The following is a 14,622-nucleotide window of genomic DNA, read 5'->3' as shown; positions in this document are numbered from 1 at the left end:
AGCTCAGCTGCTCGTCACACACTCGCTTAGGTGAGGGGTATCCATCCTCGTGCACCTCCCCCGCGGAGAGAGCCCCCTCATCCGGCGCGCAAATGGGCGCCACCTTCTTCCACAAGGGGAGAAGGAAGACGCATCGCCAGCACGCGCCAGCGGAAGAATGTGGTATCCGGCGGCGGCGACAGATCGGGCGTCCAGCCGCTGATTTTCTCCAGCGCATAGGTGTCCATCACCATGCCGCGCCAGCTCCGCGTCACGCGCTCCAGCGGCTGACGCACCGCTGATGTCTCGCGCCACAGCGGCAAATTGTTCTCGGGCTCGCGCCCGACATAGATGCCGACATGGTCGCGGATCACGCTCATGCCGGGATCGGCAAAGCCCTGGAAGCGGCCGCGCTCGTTGACCTCGATGACCGGCACCCGCCCGCGCAGCAACCAGCGCAGCATCGCATAGGTGCGGTAATCCGTGGTCGCGACCCAGGTCGCGCCGGTCGCCTGCACCTGCGCCAGGGTGCGCGCGGCCACCAGATCGTAGCCGGCCTCGGTGCCGATCGGATCGGTGCGGCCGATCAGATTCCACGGCGCAAACATGTAGTAGAGGAAGACGCAGACGACGAACACGATGCCGGTGGTGATAGCGGTCCGGGCCCAATAGACCGTCGATTTGACTAAGCCAACCGACCAGCCCTCGAACGGCATCCGTGTGACATTGATGGCAACCGCCGCGAAGCCGGCCGGCCACAGGAACATCGGCCAGGTGTCGCCGACCCGCAAGGTCAAGGACTTCCAGAGAAAGTAGGCGAACGGCACCAGCACCGCGGTCGCCAGCAGGATTGCGACCGGCTCGCGCCTGACATAGCCGCGCCATGCCGTCAGCGCTGTTCCGAACAGCGTCACCGGCAGCAGCACAAAGCCGACCAGCCCGAACTGCATGCCGAGGAACTCGCCCAGCGTTCGGAGCGTGAAAGCGCGCTCGGTGGTGGCGCGCACCGCCTGGAAGCGGAACGAGGCCCAATCGTGCTCGGCATTCCAGATCAAGACCGGCGAGAACATGACGATCGCGATCAGTGCGGCGAGGTAAGGATACGGGCTGCGCAGCCAGCGCCAACGCCAATCCGGCACCAGCGCGAAGGCGAGCACCGCCGGCGCGAACATGATCGCGGTGAATTTCGACAACAGCGCCAGCCCGGCAAACAGCCCCGCGGCGAGCCACCAGCGCTCGTCATTGCTTTGCGCAAGCCGCACCAGCGACCACAGCATCGCCACCGAAAACGGGATCAGCGCGGTATCGGGTGCCACCTTGGCCATCAAGAGCCCGTAGTAGAGCGCCGCCTCCGGCAGCAGCAGCGCCAGCATCACGGCGCGGACATTGTTGGATGTCACGCGGCGGACGATGTCGGCGAGCAGGAGCTGGGTCGCCAGCATCGCCACGATGCCACCGAGGCGGACGCCGAGATTGGTGTCGCCGAGGATCGCGGTGCCGAAGCGGATGAACCAGGCCACCATTGGCGGATGGTCGAGGAAGGACAGCACGTTTTCCTTCGACCAGGTCCAGTAATAAGCCTCGTCGGTGCGCAGATCGAGCGCATGGGCATAGACCAGCCGCATCGCGGTCATGGCAACGATCACGGCGATGACGCCGCGCCAATCCGGCGCGCGCGACCGGGCCGGCTTAACGCTGTTGTTATCGGCGGGAGTTATCGTCACGGCGCTTTTTGTTCGACTCTTAACGGAGTGTCAACGTGCTGCAGTGCCCGCTGTCACGGCCCGTCCGGACACCCGTGGTGGTGTTCAGCGCGGGAATTAAGCACTAGACTTGCCGATCATGAATCACATGGCCTCCCCCTCGCGCGAGCACCTGCAGGATCTACAGGATTTGGCCCGCGGCGTTGGCCTGCGGCAGGTCCGCCTGGTCACGGGGGCGATCATGTTCGCCTACCTGATCAGCCATTTCCTCAACCACGCGCTCGGCAATATCTCGACGGAGGCGCTGGCGATCGGGGTGTACTACCACACCGAATTCTGGCAATTCCTGCCGGTCGCGATCACCTTCTACAGCTCCTGCCTGGTGCACACCGCGCTCGGCATCTGGGCGCTGTATCAGCGCCGCGAGTTCCACTGGAAGACGATCGAGCCGCTACAGCTCACGCTCGGCCTCAGCGTCCCGATGCTGATCGTTGCGCACGTTGTGGGCGCGCGGCTCGGCCAGACCCTGTACGGGCAGGAGAAACTCTACCCGCAAGAGCTGTACACGTTCTTCATCTCGGCACCGAACCGGCTGTGGCTGATGCTGGCGGTGCTGGTGATCGCCTGGGTGCATGGCTGCATCGGCCTGTATTTCTGGCTGCGGCTGCGTCCGTTCTTTGCGCGCGCCGCACCATACCTGCTCGCTGCCGCGGTGCTGATCCCGACCCTGGCGATGCTCGGCATCTATCAGGGCGGCCGTGCCACGATGGAAGATTATCAGGACCCCGACTGGCGGCGCGAGGAGCTGTCGGTGCAGAAGCTCGGCACGGCGGCGCAGGCGACCACGCTCGAGAAGATCACGGACCGCCTGACGATCGGCTATCTCGGGCTGCTCGGCCTCGTGCTGCTGGCGCGCGGCGCGCGTGCCCTGCTGGAGCGCCGCGGCGGCATGATCGCGCTGTCCTACGGCAACGGTCGTACGCTGCGGGTGCCGAAGGGATTGAGCGTGCTGGAAGCGAGCCTGCGCTACAACGTGCCGCATGCCAGCGTCTGCGGCGGCCGCGCGCGCTGCTCGACCTGCCGCATCCGCATCATCGGCGATCATGCTGCCCTGCCCGAACCCTCGCCGCGCGAAGCCTTCGTGCTGCACCGGGTCGGCACTGACGATCCGTCGATCCGGCTGGCCTGCCAGTTGCGGCCGACCGCCGACCTGAACTTCTTCCAGCTGTTCCTGCCGCACACGATGTCGGCGAATGCGCACGCCACCCATCCGACGCGGGTCGGCCAGGAGCGTTATCTCGTCAGCATGTTCGTCGACATGCGCGGCTCGACGCAGCTTGCCGAGAAACGGCTGCCGTTCGACACCGTGTTCATTGTCAACCGCTTCCTCGGCGCAGTGTCGCAGGCGGTGCTGGAAGCCGGCGGGCGGCCGAACCAGTTCATCGGCGACGGCATGCTGGCGCTGTTCGGGCTCACCACCGATCGGCAGGTGGCCTGCCGTCAGGCGTTGCGCGCGGCAGCGCTGATCGCGGCCAATATCGACGAGCTGAACCAGTTCCTCAGCCACGATCTGCGCGAGCCGATCCGCTTCGGCATCGGCATCCATGGCGGCGAGGTGATCGTCGGCGATATCGGCTATCGCGACCACATGGTGTTCACCGCGCTCGGCGATGCCGTCAACGTTGCGGCAAGGCTGCAGGACATGACCAAGGCGCTGGCCTGCGAGGCGGTGATCTCGGACGAGGTGCGCGTCACCGCCGGCCTTGCCGACGATGCGCTGCCGGCCCAGGAGGTCGCGATCCGCGGCCGCAACGAGCCGATGACCGTGCGCACCGTCGAAGCGACCCGCATCCTGTCCGCGCTGGTCGACGACCGTCGCGCCGTCGCGGCCTGACCGGGTTCATCTTCCACCCCACTCCGAGTGTGACCTGCCGCACATCCAAGCGCGCGTTCAGCAGAGATGCTCGAACAGGCCCGATGCCGGATGCGACTGACTGGCGATGGGTAACACTGCAACCGCGCCGCGACAGAGTTCAACGCGCATCTGAAGGAGACGACCATGCTTCGCAAAGTCACGCTTGCTCTCGCTACCGCCGCAACCCTCGGTGCCGCCGCGCTGGCGCCGACCTCGGCCTCCGCCAAGCCGTTCTTCTGGCATCCGCATCACCATCACTTCTGGGGTGGCCCGGGCATCGCCGTCGGCTTCGTCGACTCCGGCTGCTACGCCACCCGCCTGGTACTGACGCCCTACGGCTATCGCTATCGCACCGTGAACGTCTGCTACTGATCGATCCCTCCGGTTGGATCGAAATGCCCCGGTCGCCAATGCGACCGGGGCTTTTCGTTGTTGCGACGCAACGCCGTTGGACGCTGCGAAAGCTCAATTGACTTGCGGTTGTCAGGTGCGACATTTGCGGACGTGCGCATTCCATGATGCGAACGCGCGCAAGGCAAGGGTGAGCCTGGTGATGACCGGCTCACGACAGAACAGCTTCGGAGGAAGCGGAATGCTCGATCGACGAGACTTGATGAAGCGCGCCGGGTTGGCCGCGTTGGTGACGGGGCTGGGAGCAAGGGGCGCTTTTGCCCTCGACACGGTGACGCTGCCGTTCGGCAATGGCGAACGGCCGCTGGTGCGCTACCCGCAGAAGCGCCCGATGATAGGCCTGACCAGCCGGCCACCGCAGCTGGAAACGCCGTTTGCGATCTTCAATGACGGCCCGCTGACGCCGAACAACGCATTCTTCGTCCGCTATCACCTCGCCGACCTCCCCTACAATCTCGATCCGGACAAGTTCACGCTGGAGATCAAGGGCAAGGTCGACAAGCCGCTCAAACTGTCGCTGAACGATATCAGGAAGCTGAAGGCGACCGAGCTCGTCGCCGTCAACCAGTGCTCCGGCAACAGCCGCGGCTTCTTCAATCCGCGGGTCGCCGGCGGCCAGCTCGGCAATGGCGCGATGGGCTGCGCGCGCTGGCACGGCGTGCCGCTGAAGACCGTGCTCGACATGGCCGGCGTGCAGGCCGGCGCCAAACAGGTCACCTTCAACGGCATGGACGGTCCGGTCAGCGACAAGACCCCGGATTTCGTCAAGGCGCTCGATATCGACCACGCGCGCGACGGCGAGGTGATGCTGGCCTGGGGCATGAACGGCGAGGACCTGCCGTTCCTCAACGGCTTCCCGCTCCGCCTCGTGGTGCCCGGCTATTACGGCACCTATTGGGTCAAGCACCTCAACGAGATCAACGTCATCGACAGTGTGTTCGAGGGCTTCTGGATGAAGTCGGCCTACCGGATTCCGGATACGCCGAACAACGCGGTCGAGCCCGGCACCGCACCGAAGGCGACGATCCCGATCAACCGCTTCACGGTGCGCTCGTTCATCACAAGCGTCGCCGACGGCGCCAAGCTCAAGGCAGGCCGCACCATGCTGCGCGGTATCGCCTTCGACGGCGGCAAGGGCATCAAGGAGGTCGCGGTCTCGACCGATGGCGGCAAGAGCTGGATGCCGGCCAGGCTCGGCAAGGATCTCGGCAAATACGCGTTCCGCGAATGGAAGCTGCCGGTCAAGCTCGCGGCCGGCCCCTCAGACCTGAAGGTGCGTGCCACCAACAATGCCGGCGACACCCAGCCGATGGATCCGTTGTGGAATCCGGCCGGCTATCTGCGCAACGTCGTCGAAACCGTGCGCGTCACCGCGGCGTGAGGAGAAGCATCATGACCAGCAAGCTGCTTGCCTCACTCGCCGCGATCGCTGCGCTTTCGATCGGCGCCGCGATCGCCGCGCCCGTGAACTACAAGGTTCCCGAGGAGACCGCGGCGTTCAAGCCGGGTCCCAACCTCGAGGTGGCGCAGAACAACTGCACCGCCTGCCACTCGGCCGACTACATCAAGACCCAGCCGCAGGGCGAGAAGTTCAAGAAGGACTTCTGGCAGGCCGAGGTGACCAAGATGATCAAGGTCTATGGCGCGCCGATCGACGATGCCGACGTCGGCAAGATCGTCGAATACCTCACCGCGACCTATTGAGATGCGGTCGATTTGAACCCCCGCGCGCCGGCGGAAGACCTACGCGCGGGGCCATTGATCCAATATGGGTCGCTGGAACCGACACTTTTTTGCAGCGCAAAAATTGACCATGAAACCAACCAAATCCCCGCAAAGCGGGTTGTTTCCGGTCAAAAACACACCGTCGTTTGATCTACCCAGCTTTTTCCAAACTGCTATCCTGTAGTTACGGACAAGCCGGTTTGTGCGGGGACCGGCTGGTCTGTTTTCGATTGATTCCGCGGAGACGACTGGAATGCCCAAAGGTACAGTGAAGTGGTTCAACCCGACCAAGGGTTACGGTTTCATCCAGCCCGCAACGGGCGGCAAAGATATTTTCGTGCATATTTCAGCGGTTCAGAAGGCTGGTCTTCAGAGCCTCAACGAAGGCCAGACAGTTGAATACGAAGAGATTGCAAATCGCGGCAAGACGTCAGCCGAGAATTTGAAGGTCTAGCGCAATAGCGCCAGATCCGGCGGCGCACTCTCGGACGCCATCCGGGAGTGGGGGCCGATCCACACACCAGACCACGTGACGTTCGGCGGAGCGGGCACGGTGCCCGCGCGCCACGGCGGTGACCTTTTTTCGGCCGCCATCGATCGCGCGCCGACACATATTTTTTACTCCGGGAAGCGCCCGCCGCGGCGGGGTTGCCGCGTTACAGACAGGTGCCGCCCTGACCGGTGCCGCATGGCACCTTCTTCGACAATTCCTGGATCTTGCGTTTGGACTCGGCCTGCGCGAGCACGTCGAACACGCTCGACGGCGCGAGCTGGGTGGCTTTGCGGAAATCCTCGGTCGCCTTGTCGGTGTGGTTGAGCGCCTCATGCGCCTTCGCGCGCGCGAACACGCCCTCCACGGTCTCCTTCTGCGCAATCGCCCGATCGAGATCCTCGACCGCCTTGTCGTAGTTGCGCAGCGTCGACCAGGTGATGCCGCGCAACGTCAGCGCGGCCTGATAATCGGGACGTGAGCTGAGGACCAGATTGAGATCCTTCATCGCGTCATCCGGCTTCTTCAGCCCGAGATAGGCCCGCGCGCGCAGCACATGCGCGAAGGGATCGTTGGGCGCCCGTGCGACGATCTGGTCGAACGCGGCGATGGCGCGGTCGTATTGGGCCGAGGTCAGCATCGCGAGCCCGCGGCCGAGCTGCGCCGTGGGATTGTTGGGGACTCGCTCCAGCACGGCGTTGATATCGACCAGCCCCTCGTCGGTGCGGCCCTTGAGCATCAGCGCAAGGCCGCGCCACGATTTGGCGATCAGATTGGTCGGCACCAGCGCCAGCGCCTGATCGAAATCCAATAGCGCCTTGTCGAGCTGATTGAGGTTGAAATAGGCGAGCCCGCGTTCGGTGAAGGCGAGCGTCTCCTTGGCGTTGAGCGAGATCGAATGATCGTAGTCGGCGAGCGCGTCCTTCACCTTGCCGGTGCTGGCCTTGACGAGGCCGCGGGCGAGATAGGCCAGCGAGTTATTCTGATCGAGCGTGATCGCGCGCGTGGCGTCGGCCGTGGCATCGTCGAACTGCCGCAAGCCAGCGGCATTGAGCGCGCGGAAGGCGAGCAGCTGCGGATCATCCGGCTTGAGCTTGAGCAGGTCGTTGAGATCGTTGCGTGCTTCCGCCAGCCGGTTGAGCCGTGAATAGGCCTGCGTGCGCAGCCGCAGCGCCGCCTCGTTGCGCGGGTCGCCGCTCAGCACCTGGCTGAGATTGTTGATCGCGCCGGCGAAATTGCCCTGTGCGATAAACTGCTTTGCCTGCTCGATCTGCTGGTTGCTGGAAGCCGGCACCGCGGCGGATGGTTGCGCCGCCGGTGCGGCGGGAGCCGGCGTGGTCGGTGATGGCGCGGCTGCGCCCGATTTGGCGAGCTCGGCCTGCATCGCGACCGCCTGCTGGCGCTGCTCCTGGATCTCCTTGTTGCCGGGAAGGACCGTCAGCAGCCTGTCGAAGTCGGCAATCGCGCGCGCGTAATCGCCCTTGGCGCTGTAGAGCTGGGCGCGGGCGAAATAGGCGTTGCGCTCGGTCTGCGGCGCCTGCGCGATCGCACGCGAAAAATCCTCGATCGCACGATCGATGTCGCCCTTGCGGCGATAGGCCTGGCCGCGCCAGTAGAACGCGTTCGGCGTGCTCGCGTTGACGGCAATCGCGGTGTTGGCGTCGGCCAGCGCCGCGTCGGGCTGTCCGGATTCGACATAGGCCCGCGCGCGCCCTACATGGGCTGCGGGGAGATCCTGCCGCAGCGTGATGGCCTGGTCGTAGTCCGAGATCGCGTCAGTCCAGGCGCGCTGGTCGGCGCGCAGATTGCCGCGCGCGAGGTAGCCGAACGGACTCTTCGGCTCGAGCTCGATCGCGCGATCGAAATCGGCGCGGGCCTGATCCAGGCTGCCCTTGCGCTGCTGGACATAGCCGCGCGCAATCAGCGCCGACACGAATTGCGGATTGAGCTGAAGCGCGGCATCGGCATCGCCCAAGGCCTGATCGATCTTGCCGCGGGCGATATAGAATCGCGAGCGGCCGGCAAAAGCCTTGGACCGATCGTCGGTGGACCGTGCGGCATCGCTGATGATGGCCGAGCACGCCGCCTCGGCCTTGTCGGTCGGCGGCCCGTTGCAGTCCTCGACGTCGCCGGCGCGCGCCGGGCCGGCGAGCGCAAGCGCCAGCAACAGAAACAGTTGGAAACGAACACCGCTGACAGCGGCATCGGTGCAGATCGGACGTAAGCGCATATCGTGCCTCGGGTTGACCGAATGCCGTTCGTCTTATCGCGTCACTTGGTTCTTATGGTGGTGGGCGTGGAAGGTATTTGTCGAGCTTGTTTCGAACCTTGGAGCTCGGTTCCAGCGCCAATGACGCAGCTAACTATCCCTATAATCAATGGGAATGGAACACCACGGAACGCGCGCGCGGCAACACCAAGCCGTTCAATCTTCCGTCACCCATTGGGCGACGGTCATGACGTCAGGCGGTTGCAGATAGCCGCGGGGCCAGAGATCGACAACCCATTCCACCTTGGTGGCGCGCTCGACCAGGACGGCGGTGTTGTGCGGCGTTTGCCCCAGCGAAAATCCGCGGTAGTGGGGATCGCCGACGTCATGGAACTTGAACAGGTTCCAGGCCTGCATCACCAGCATCAGGCTGGTCGTGTTGCGGGTGGTGTCCCAGCAATCGTAATTGTGCTTGTCGTCGTTGGCGCGGAAGTCCGCTTTGGCCACGCGCTTGTCGGTACCGAGGATCGGCCCCATCCGGCGATCGAGCCAGATCACGGCCTTTTGCATGGCCGCGCGTTCGGCGGCGGCACTGGCGCGGCCACCGGCCATGATCTTGCCCAGGGCCGCCCTGTCGGCCGCGCTGAAATCGAGCATCTCGCGGCGCCGGCACACGAAGCCGTAGCAGACCGTCATCGTCGAGGCCGACGGCGGATAGATCGAGACCGACGTATAGAGTTGCATGATTCCCGAGCTGAGCTCAGCCGCGCGGGCCGGAGCCGCTGGTGGCAAGGACAGCATGAACACAGCCAGCGCACCGGCAAATCCGGTCCGCATCAAACGTATCGGCTGATCGGCGTCTTTCATCACCATTGGCCCCAACTCAAGGAGAGCGTTTTCAAGCGAAGTGGACACCGGTTCGCGTGAAGAAAACGCGTCAAAACAACAAGAGGATTATCGCGGGTGCGGCGCGATGCCAAGACATCCCGCGCATGGCTGTGGATCACATCGGGCGCATATCAACCGACCGGCAACGGCGCGTCGCGCTTGACTTCCTCCATCACCGCGTAGGTTCGCGTTTCGCGCACGCCCGGCAGCGCCAGCAGGGTCTCGCCGAGAAACCTGCGATAGGCGGTCATGTTGGCGACGCGCGCCTTGACCAGATAGTCGAAGCCGCCGGCCACCATGTGACACTCCAGCACTTCCGGCGCGGTCTGGACCGCCTTGGCGAAGCGCTCGAACACGTCGGGCGTGGTCTTGTCGAGCAGCACCTCGACGAACACCAGCAGGCCGAGCCCAAGCCGGTGCGGATTGAGCCGTGCGCCATAGCCCTCGACGAAGCCGTCGCGCTGCAGCCGCTTCAGCCGCTCGCCGACCGAGGTCGGCGACAGCCCGATCCTTTCCGCGAGCTCCACATTGGCAATCCTTCCATCCCCTTGCAGGATCGAGAGGATTTTGCGGTCTGTCTTGTCGATCTCTGTCATATCTACGGCAACTTTCCGATTGATCCTGATTTTCTAAGGCAAATCTGCTAATTTGTCTATCGAACTACGGTTCGTGTGCGCGTAGGTATTCCGTGCAACCCTGAAGGAACCGTCATGCCCGACCCGCTCCCGCCCCCGTTCAGCGCGCCCTACGCACCCGACGACGCCGCCATCGCCGGCCGCCTGCGTCAGGACGCGACGTCAGGCGCGGAGGCGGAGGTACGGATCGACCGCACCGCGACGCGGCTGATCGAGGCGATCAGGGCGAACGACGATCCGCTTGGCGGGGTCGAGGACATGCTGCGGGAGTTCGCGCTGTCGACCAAGGAGGGGCTGGCGCTGATGGTGCTGGCGGAGGCGCTGCTGCGGGTGCCGGACGCGCGCACCGCCGACCAGTTCATCGAGGACAGGCTCGGCCAGGGCGACTTCGTCAATCACGAAACCAGATCGAGCGCGTTCCTGGTCAACGCCTCGGCCTGGGCGCTCGGCATGTCGGCGCGCGTGATCCAGCCCGGCGAGACGCCGCAGGGCACGATCGGGCGGCTGACGAAACGGCTCGGCGCGCCGGCGGTGCGCGCCGCGACGCGGCAGGCGATGCGGCTGATGGGCAGCCATTTCGTGCTCGGCGAGACCATCGAGGCGGCGCTGGCGCGCGCGCAATCGCACACCGCGCGCGGCTCGCGCTATTCCTTCGACATGCTGGGCGAAGGCGCGCGCACCGCCGACGACGCCCAGCGCTATTTCGAATCCTACGCCCGCGCCATCGAGGCGATTGGCAAGGCCGCCGGCGATCAGGCTTTGCCCGACCGGCCCGGCATCTCCGTAAAACTGTCCGCGCTGCATCCGCGCTTCGAGGCGGTCAGCCGGGCGCGGGTCATGACCGAGCTGGTGCCGCTGCTGATCGATCTGGCGCGGCGCGCCAAGGCATTCGATCTCAACTTCACCGTCGATGCCGAGGAAGCCGACCGGCTGGAGCTGTCGCTCGATGTGATGTCAGCTGCGCTCGCCGACCCGTCGCTCGCCGGCTGGAGCGGCTTTGGGCTCGCGATCCAGGCCTATCAGAAGCGCGCCGCCGAGGTGATCGACTATATCGATGCGCTCGCGCGCGGCCTCGACCGCAGGATGATGGTGCGGCTGGTCAAGGGCGCCTATTGGGACACCGAGATCAAGCGCGCGCAGGAGCGCGGGCTCGACGGCTATCCGGTGTTCACCCGCAAGGCGATGACCGACCTCAACTACGTCGCCTGCGCGCGCAAGCTATTGGCATTGCGGCCGCGGCTGTTTCCACAATTCGCCACCCACAACGCTTTGACGGTCGCGACCATCCTCGAACTCGCCGACGATCCCACGAGCTTCGAATTCCAGCGGCTGCACGGCATGGGCGAAGCGCTCTACGCCCAGCTCGGCGAGGACAGGCCGGAGATCGCCCACCGCACCTATGCGCCGGTCGGCAGCCACCGCGACCTGCTCGCCTATCTGGTGCGACGGCTGCTCGAGAACGGCGCCAACTCGTCGTTCGTGGCACTGGCGGCGGACAATCGCGTCTCCATCGTCGACCTGTTGCGCCGCCCGGCGGAGATCGTAGGTAGCGACAACAATGCCGCCCATTCCGGGATTCCGCTGCCGGCCGATCTCTATCGGCCGCAGCGCGAGAATTCGCACGGCATCGAATTCGGCGAACGCACGGCACTCCACGCGCTGACCTCGGCGATTGCGGCCGAGCGCAAGGCTGCGCCCAACGTCGTCGCGACGTCGACGACCGAGCAGGCAAATGCCGCCGTCGCCGCTGCGCGGCACGGCTTCAAGCCCTGGAACGGCACGCCGGCTACAAGACGTGCGGCGATCCTCAACAAGGCCGCAGATCTGCTCGAGCAGCGCCGCGCCCACTTCCTTGCCCTGCTGCAGAGCGAGGGCGGCAAGACGCTCGACGACGCGCTCTCCGAGGTGCGCGAGGCGATCGACTTCTGCCGCTATTATGCGGCGCAGGGGCAAAAGCTGTTCGGCGAGCCGGAGGCGATGCCGGGACCGACCGGCGAGAGCAACGCACTCGCATTGCGCGGCCGCGGCGCGTTCGTCGCGATCTCGCCCTGGAATTTCCCGCTCGCGATCTTCCTCGGCCAGGTGACGGCAGCGCTGATGGCGGGCAATGCGGTGATCGCAAAACCGGCCGAGCAGACGCCGCGCATCGCGACCGAAGCGGTCGCGCTGCTGCATCAATCGGGCGTACCCAGATCGGCGTTGCATATCGTCCAGGGCGACGGCGCGGTCGGCGCCGCGCTGGTCGCGCATCCCGCGATCGCCGGCGTCGTTTTCACCGGCTCGACGGAGGTGGCGCGGTCGATCAACCGGACACTCGCCGCCAAGGACGGCCCGATCGTGCCACTGATCGCGGAGACCGGCGGCATCAATGCCATGATCGTCGACGCCACCGCGCTGCCGGAACAGGTCGCCGACGATATCGTGACCTCGGCGTTCCGTTCCGCCGGCCAGCGCTGCTCGGCGCTGCGGCTGTTGTTCGTGCAGGACGACGTCGCCGACCGCATGATCGAGATGATCGCCGGTGCCGCACGCGAGTTGAAGATCGGCGATCCCTCCGATCCGTCGACGCATATCGGACCGGTGATCGATGCCGAGGCCAAGCAGCGGCTCGATGCGCATATCGCACGGATGAAGCAGGAAGCGCGAGTGCATCTCGTCGGCGAGGCGCCGGCCGGCAATTTCGTCGCGCCGCACATCTTCGAACTGTCGGCGGCAAGCCAGCTGCGTGAGGAGGTGTTCGGTCCCATCCTGCACGTCGTGCGCTATCGCGCCGAGCGGCTCGGCGACGTGCTGGCCGCGATCGAGACAACTGGATTTGGGCTGACGCTCGGCATCCATTCGCGCATCGACGACACGATCGAGCACGTGATCGACCGTCTCCAGGTCGGCAACATCTATGTCAACCGCAACATGATCGGCGCGGTCGTCGGCGTGCAGCCGTTCGGCGGCAGCGGCCTCTCCGGCACCGGCCCCAAGGCCGGCGGCCCGCATTACCTCACGCGCTTCGCCACCGAGCAGACCGTGACGATCAACACCGCCGCCGCGGGCGGTAACGCGGCGCTGATGGCGGGGGTGGAGTAGCGGACACCGTCATTGCGAGGAGCTCGCGACAAAATTGCAAAGCAATTTTGCGCTGAAGCGACGAAGCAATCCATCTGTCCCCGAGCTGAGGTATGGATTGCTTCGCTCCACTCGCAATGACGGCCCAACAAGCCGTTGCATCGTGCCCCCGAGATGGGTCAAATGGCGGTCCGATCGGGATCATCGCCTGCGATAATTCCAGCTACCGGAAAAACACCAACAAGCGCCACGGGAGCGACGGCACGATGGAAAAAGGCATTTTTGACGGGCTCAAGGTCCTGGACTGCGCGAGCTTCATCGCGGCGCCCGCGGCCGCCACCGTGCTGTCCGACTTCGGCGCCGACGTCATCAAGATCGAGCCGCCGGGTGCCGGCGACCCCTACCGCAATCTGCCCAACCTGCCCGGCTATCCCTCAAGCGAGCACAATTTCGCCTGGATGCTGGAGGCCCGCAACAAGAAGAGCCTGGCGCTCGACCTCACGAAGCCCGAGGCGCGCGAGGTGCTCTACAAGCTCGTCGCCGAGGCCGACGTGTTCATCACCAACATGCCGCCGCAGGTGCGCCAGAAGCTCGGCATCACCCACGATCATCTCGCCCATCTCAACGACCGGCTGATCTACGCCTCGTTCACCGGCTATGGCGAAAAGGGCGATGAGGCCAACAAGCCCGGCTTCGATTCGAACGCCTATTGGGCCCGCTCCGGCCTGATGGACCTGGTGCGCGCCGACGAGGACACCACGCCGGCGCGTTCGGTCGCCGGCATGGGCGACCACCCCTGCGCGATGGCGTTCTATGGCGCGATCGTCACCGCGCTGTTCCAGCGCGAGAAGACCGGCAAGGGCTCGCATGTCGCGACCAATCTGATGGCCAACGGCGTCTGGGCCAACGGCGTGCTGGCGCAGGCCAAGCTCGCCGGCGCCAAGTTCAAGAAGCGCAAGCCGCGCGAAGAGGCGCTGAACGCCGTCACCAATCACTACAAATGCAAGGACGGGCGCTGGCTGATCCTGTCGCTGCTCAACGAAGACCGGCAATGGCCGACGCTGGCGCGCTGCATGGACCGCGAGGACCTCGTCTCCGATCCGCGCTTCGCCACCAAGCCGGATCGCCACGCGCGCTCGGTCGAATTGATCAGGATTTTCGACGAGGTGTTCGCCGGCAAGGATCTCGCCGAATGGCGCAAGATCCTCGACGGCAATGGTCTGGTGTTCGGCGTCGTCGGCATCCTCGACGACATTCCGAACGACAAGCAGATGATCGAGAACGAGGTGCTGGTGCGCTTCGAGAACGACACCATGCTGACCGTCAACACCCCGATCTTCATCGACGGTGCCAAGAAGGTCCAACCGCGCAAGCCGCCCGAGGTCGGCGAGCACTCCGACGAGATCCTGCGCCAGGCCGGCTACGACGAGGCCACGATCCAGAAGCTGCGCGCCTCCGGCGCGGTGGCGTAGGCCGGCTGACACGACCCGTCCTCCCTCGCCCCGCTCTTGCGGGGAGAGGGTCGGGGTGAGGGGCTTTCTCCACGAGCGTTGGCGTTCGTGAGACCTGTACCCCCTCACCCGGGTCGCTGACGCGACATAGCCGAA

At 65.3% G+C, this 14,622-nt stretch carries 11 protein-coding genes; 7 read left to right on the top strand and 4 right to left on the bottom strand.

Going from position 1 to position 14,622, the window contains the following annotated elements; genetic code table 11:
* Positions 1–77: 77 nt before the first annotated feature.
* Positions 78–1,613, bottom strand: coding sequence for a glycosyltransferase family 39 protein (locus HAP48_RS25540; protein WP_166216014.1), 1,536 nt, complete (start codon positions 1,611–1,613; stop codon positions 78–80).
* A gap of 217 nt (positions 1,614–1,830) precedes the next feature.
* Here HAP48_RS25540 and HAP48_RS25535 point away from each other — a divergent pair, with 217 nt between their 5' ends.
* From HAP48_RS25535 to HAP48_RS25515, 5 genes are all read left to right on the top strand, one after another.
* The gene (locus tag HAP48_RS25535; RefSeq protein WP_166216017.1) at positions 1,831–3,576 is read left to right on the top strand and encodes an adenylate/guanylate cyclase domain-containing protein; all 1,746 of its coding nucleotides are present in this window, start codon (positions 1,831–1,833) and stop codon (positions 3,574–3,576) included.
* Positions 3,577–3,741: 165 nt separating this feature from the next.
* Complete coding sequence (locus HAP48_RS25530) at positions 3,742–3,969, top strand: hypothetical protein (protein WP_029080319.1); 228 nt, start codon at positions 3,742–3,744, stop codon at positions 3,967–3,969.
* Between the two features lie 220 nt (positions 3,970–4,189).
* Positions 4,190–5,389 carry a SorA family sulfite dehydrogenase catalytic subunit gene (gene sorA / locus HAP48_RS25525; RefSeq protein WP_166209113.1) on the top strand — a complete coding sequence of 400 codons (1,200 nt, stop codon included), beginning with the start codon at positions 4,190–4,192 and terminating at the stop codon, positions 5,387–5,389.
* 11 nt (positions 5,390–5,400) lie between these two features.
* Positions 5,401–5,712, top strand: coding sequence for a SorB family sulfite dehydrogenase c-type cytochrome subunit (gene sorB / locus HAP48_RS25520; RefSeq protein WP_175612297.1), 312 nt, complete (start codon positions 5,401–5,403; stop codon positions 5,710–5,712).
* A 274-nt stretch (positions 5,713–5,986) separates the two neighbouring features.
* Positions 5,987–6,187: a cold-shock protein gene (locus HAP48_RS25515; protein WP_029080322.1), complete on the top strand. Its 201-nt coding sequence runs from the start codon at positions 5,987–5,989 to the stop codon at positions 6,185–6,187.
* A gap of 202 nt (positions 6,188–6,389) precedes the next feature.
* Here HAP48_RS25515 and HAP48_RS25510 read toward each other — a convergent pair whose 3' ends face one another.
* The 3 genes from HAP48_RS25510 to HAP48_RS25500 form a co-directional block, all read right to left on the bottom strand.
* Complete coding sequence (locus HAP48_RS25510; RefSeq protein WP_166209117.1) at positions 6,390–8,453, bottom strand: tetratricopeptide repeat protein; 2,064 nt, start codon at positions 8,451–8,453, stop codon at positions 6,390–6,392.
* A gap of 195 nt (positions 8,454–8,648) precedes the next feature.
* Positions 8,649–9,269 carry a hypothetical protein gene (locus HAP48_RS25505; RefSeq protein WP_166209121.1) on the bottom strand — a complete coding sequence of 207 codons (621 nt, stop codon included), beginning with the start codon at positions 9,267–9,269 and terminating at the stop codon, positions 8,649–8,651.
* A gap of 182 nt (positions 9,270–9,451) precedes the next feature.
* Positions 9,452–9,916: an Lrp/AsnC ligand binding domain-containing protein gene (locus tag HAP48_RS25500; RefSeq protein WP_050423774.1), complete on the bottom strand. Its 465-nt coding sequence runs from the start codon at positions 9,914–9,916 to the stop codon at positions 9,452–9,454.
* A gap of 114 nt (positions 9,917–10,030) precedes the next feature.
* On the opposite strand from HAP48_RS25500, the gene putA reads away from it, so the two are divergent.
* Entirely contained in the window at positions 10,031–13,036 is a 3,006-nt protein-coding gene (putA, locus tag HAP48_RS25495; protein ID WP_166209124.1) for a bifunctional proline dehydrogenase/L-glutamate gamma-semialdehyde dehydrogenase PutA, read from the top strand.
* A 245-nt stretch (positions 13,037–13,281) separates the two neighbouring features.
* A complete protein-coding gene (locus tag HAP48_RS25490) occupies positions 13,282–14,487 on the top strand; it encodes a CaiB/BaiF CoA transferase family protein (protein ID WP_166209127.1) in 1,206 nt (401 codons plus the stop codon).
* The last annotated feature ends 135 nt before the right edge of the window (positions 14,488–14,622 follow it).

The organism is Bradyrhizobium septentrionale, assembly GCF_011516645.4.
In the GTDB taxonomy this organism is placed as follows: Bacteria; Pseudomonadota; Alphaproteobacteria; order Rhizobiales; family Xanthobacteraceae; genus Bradyrhizobium; species Bradyrhizobium septentrionale.
Note: the sequence above shows the minus strand (reverse complement) of the source record. Positions and strands in the feature narration are given on the sequence as shown.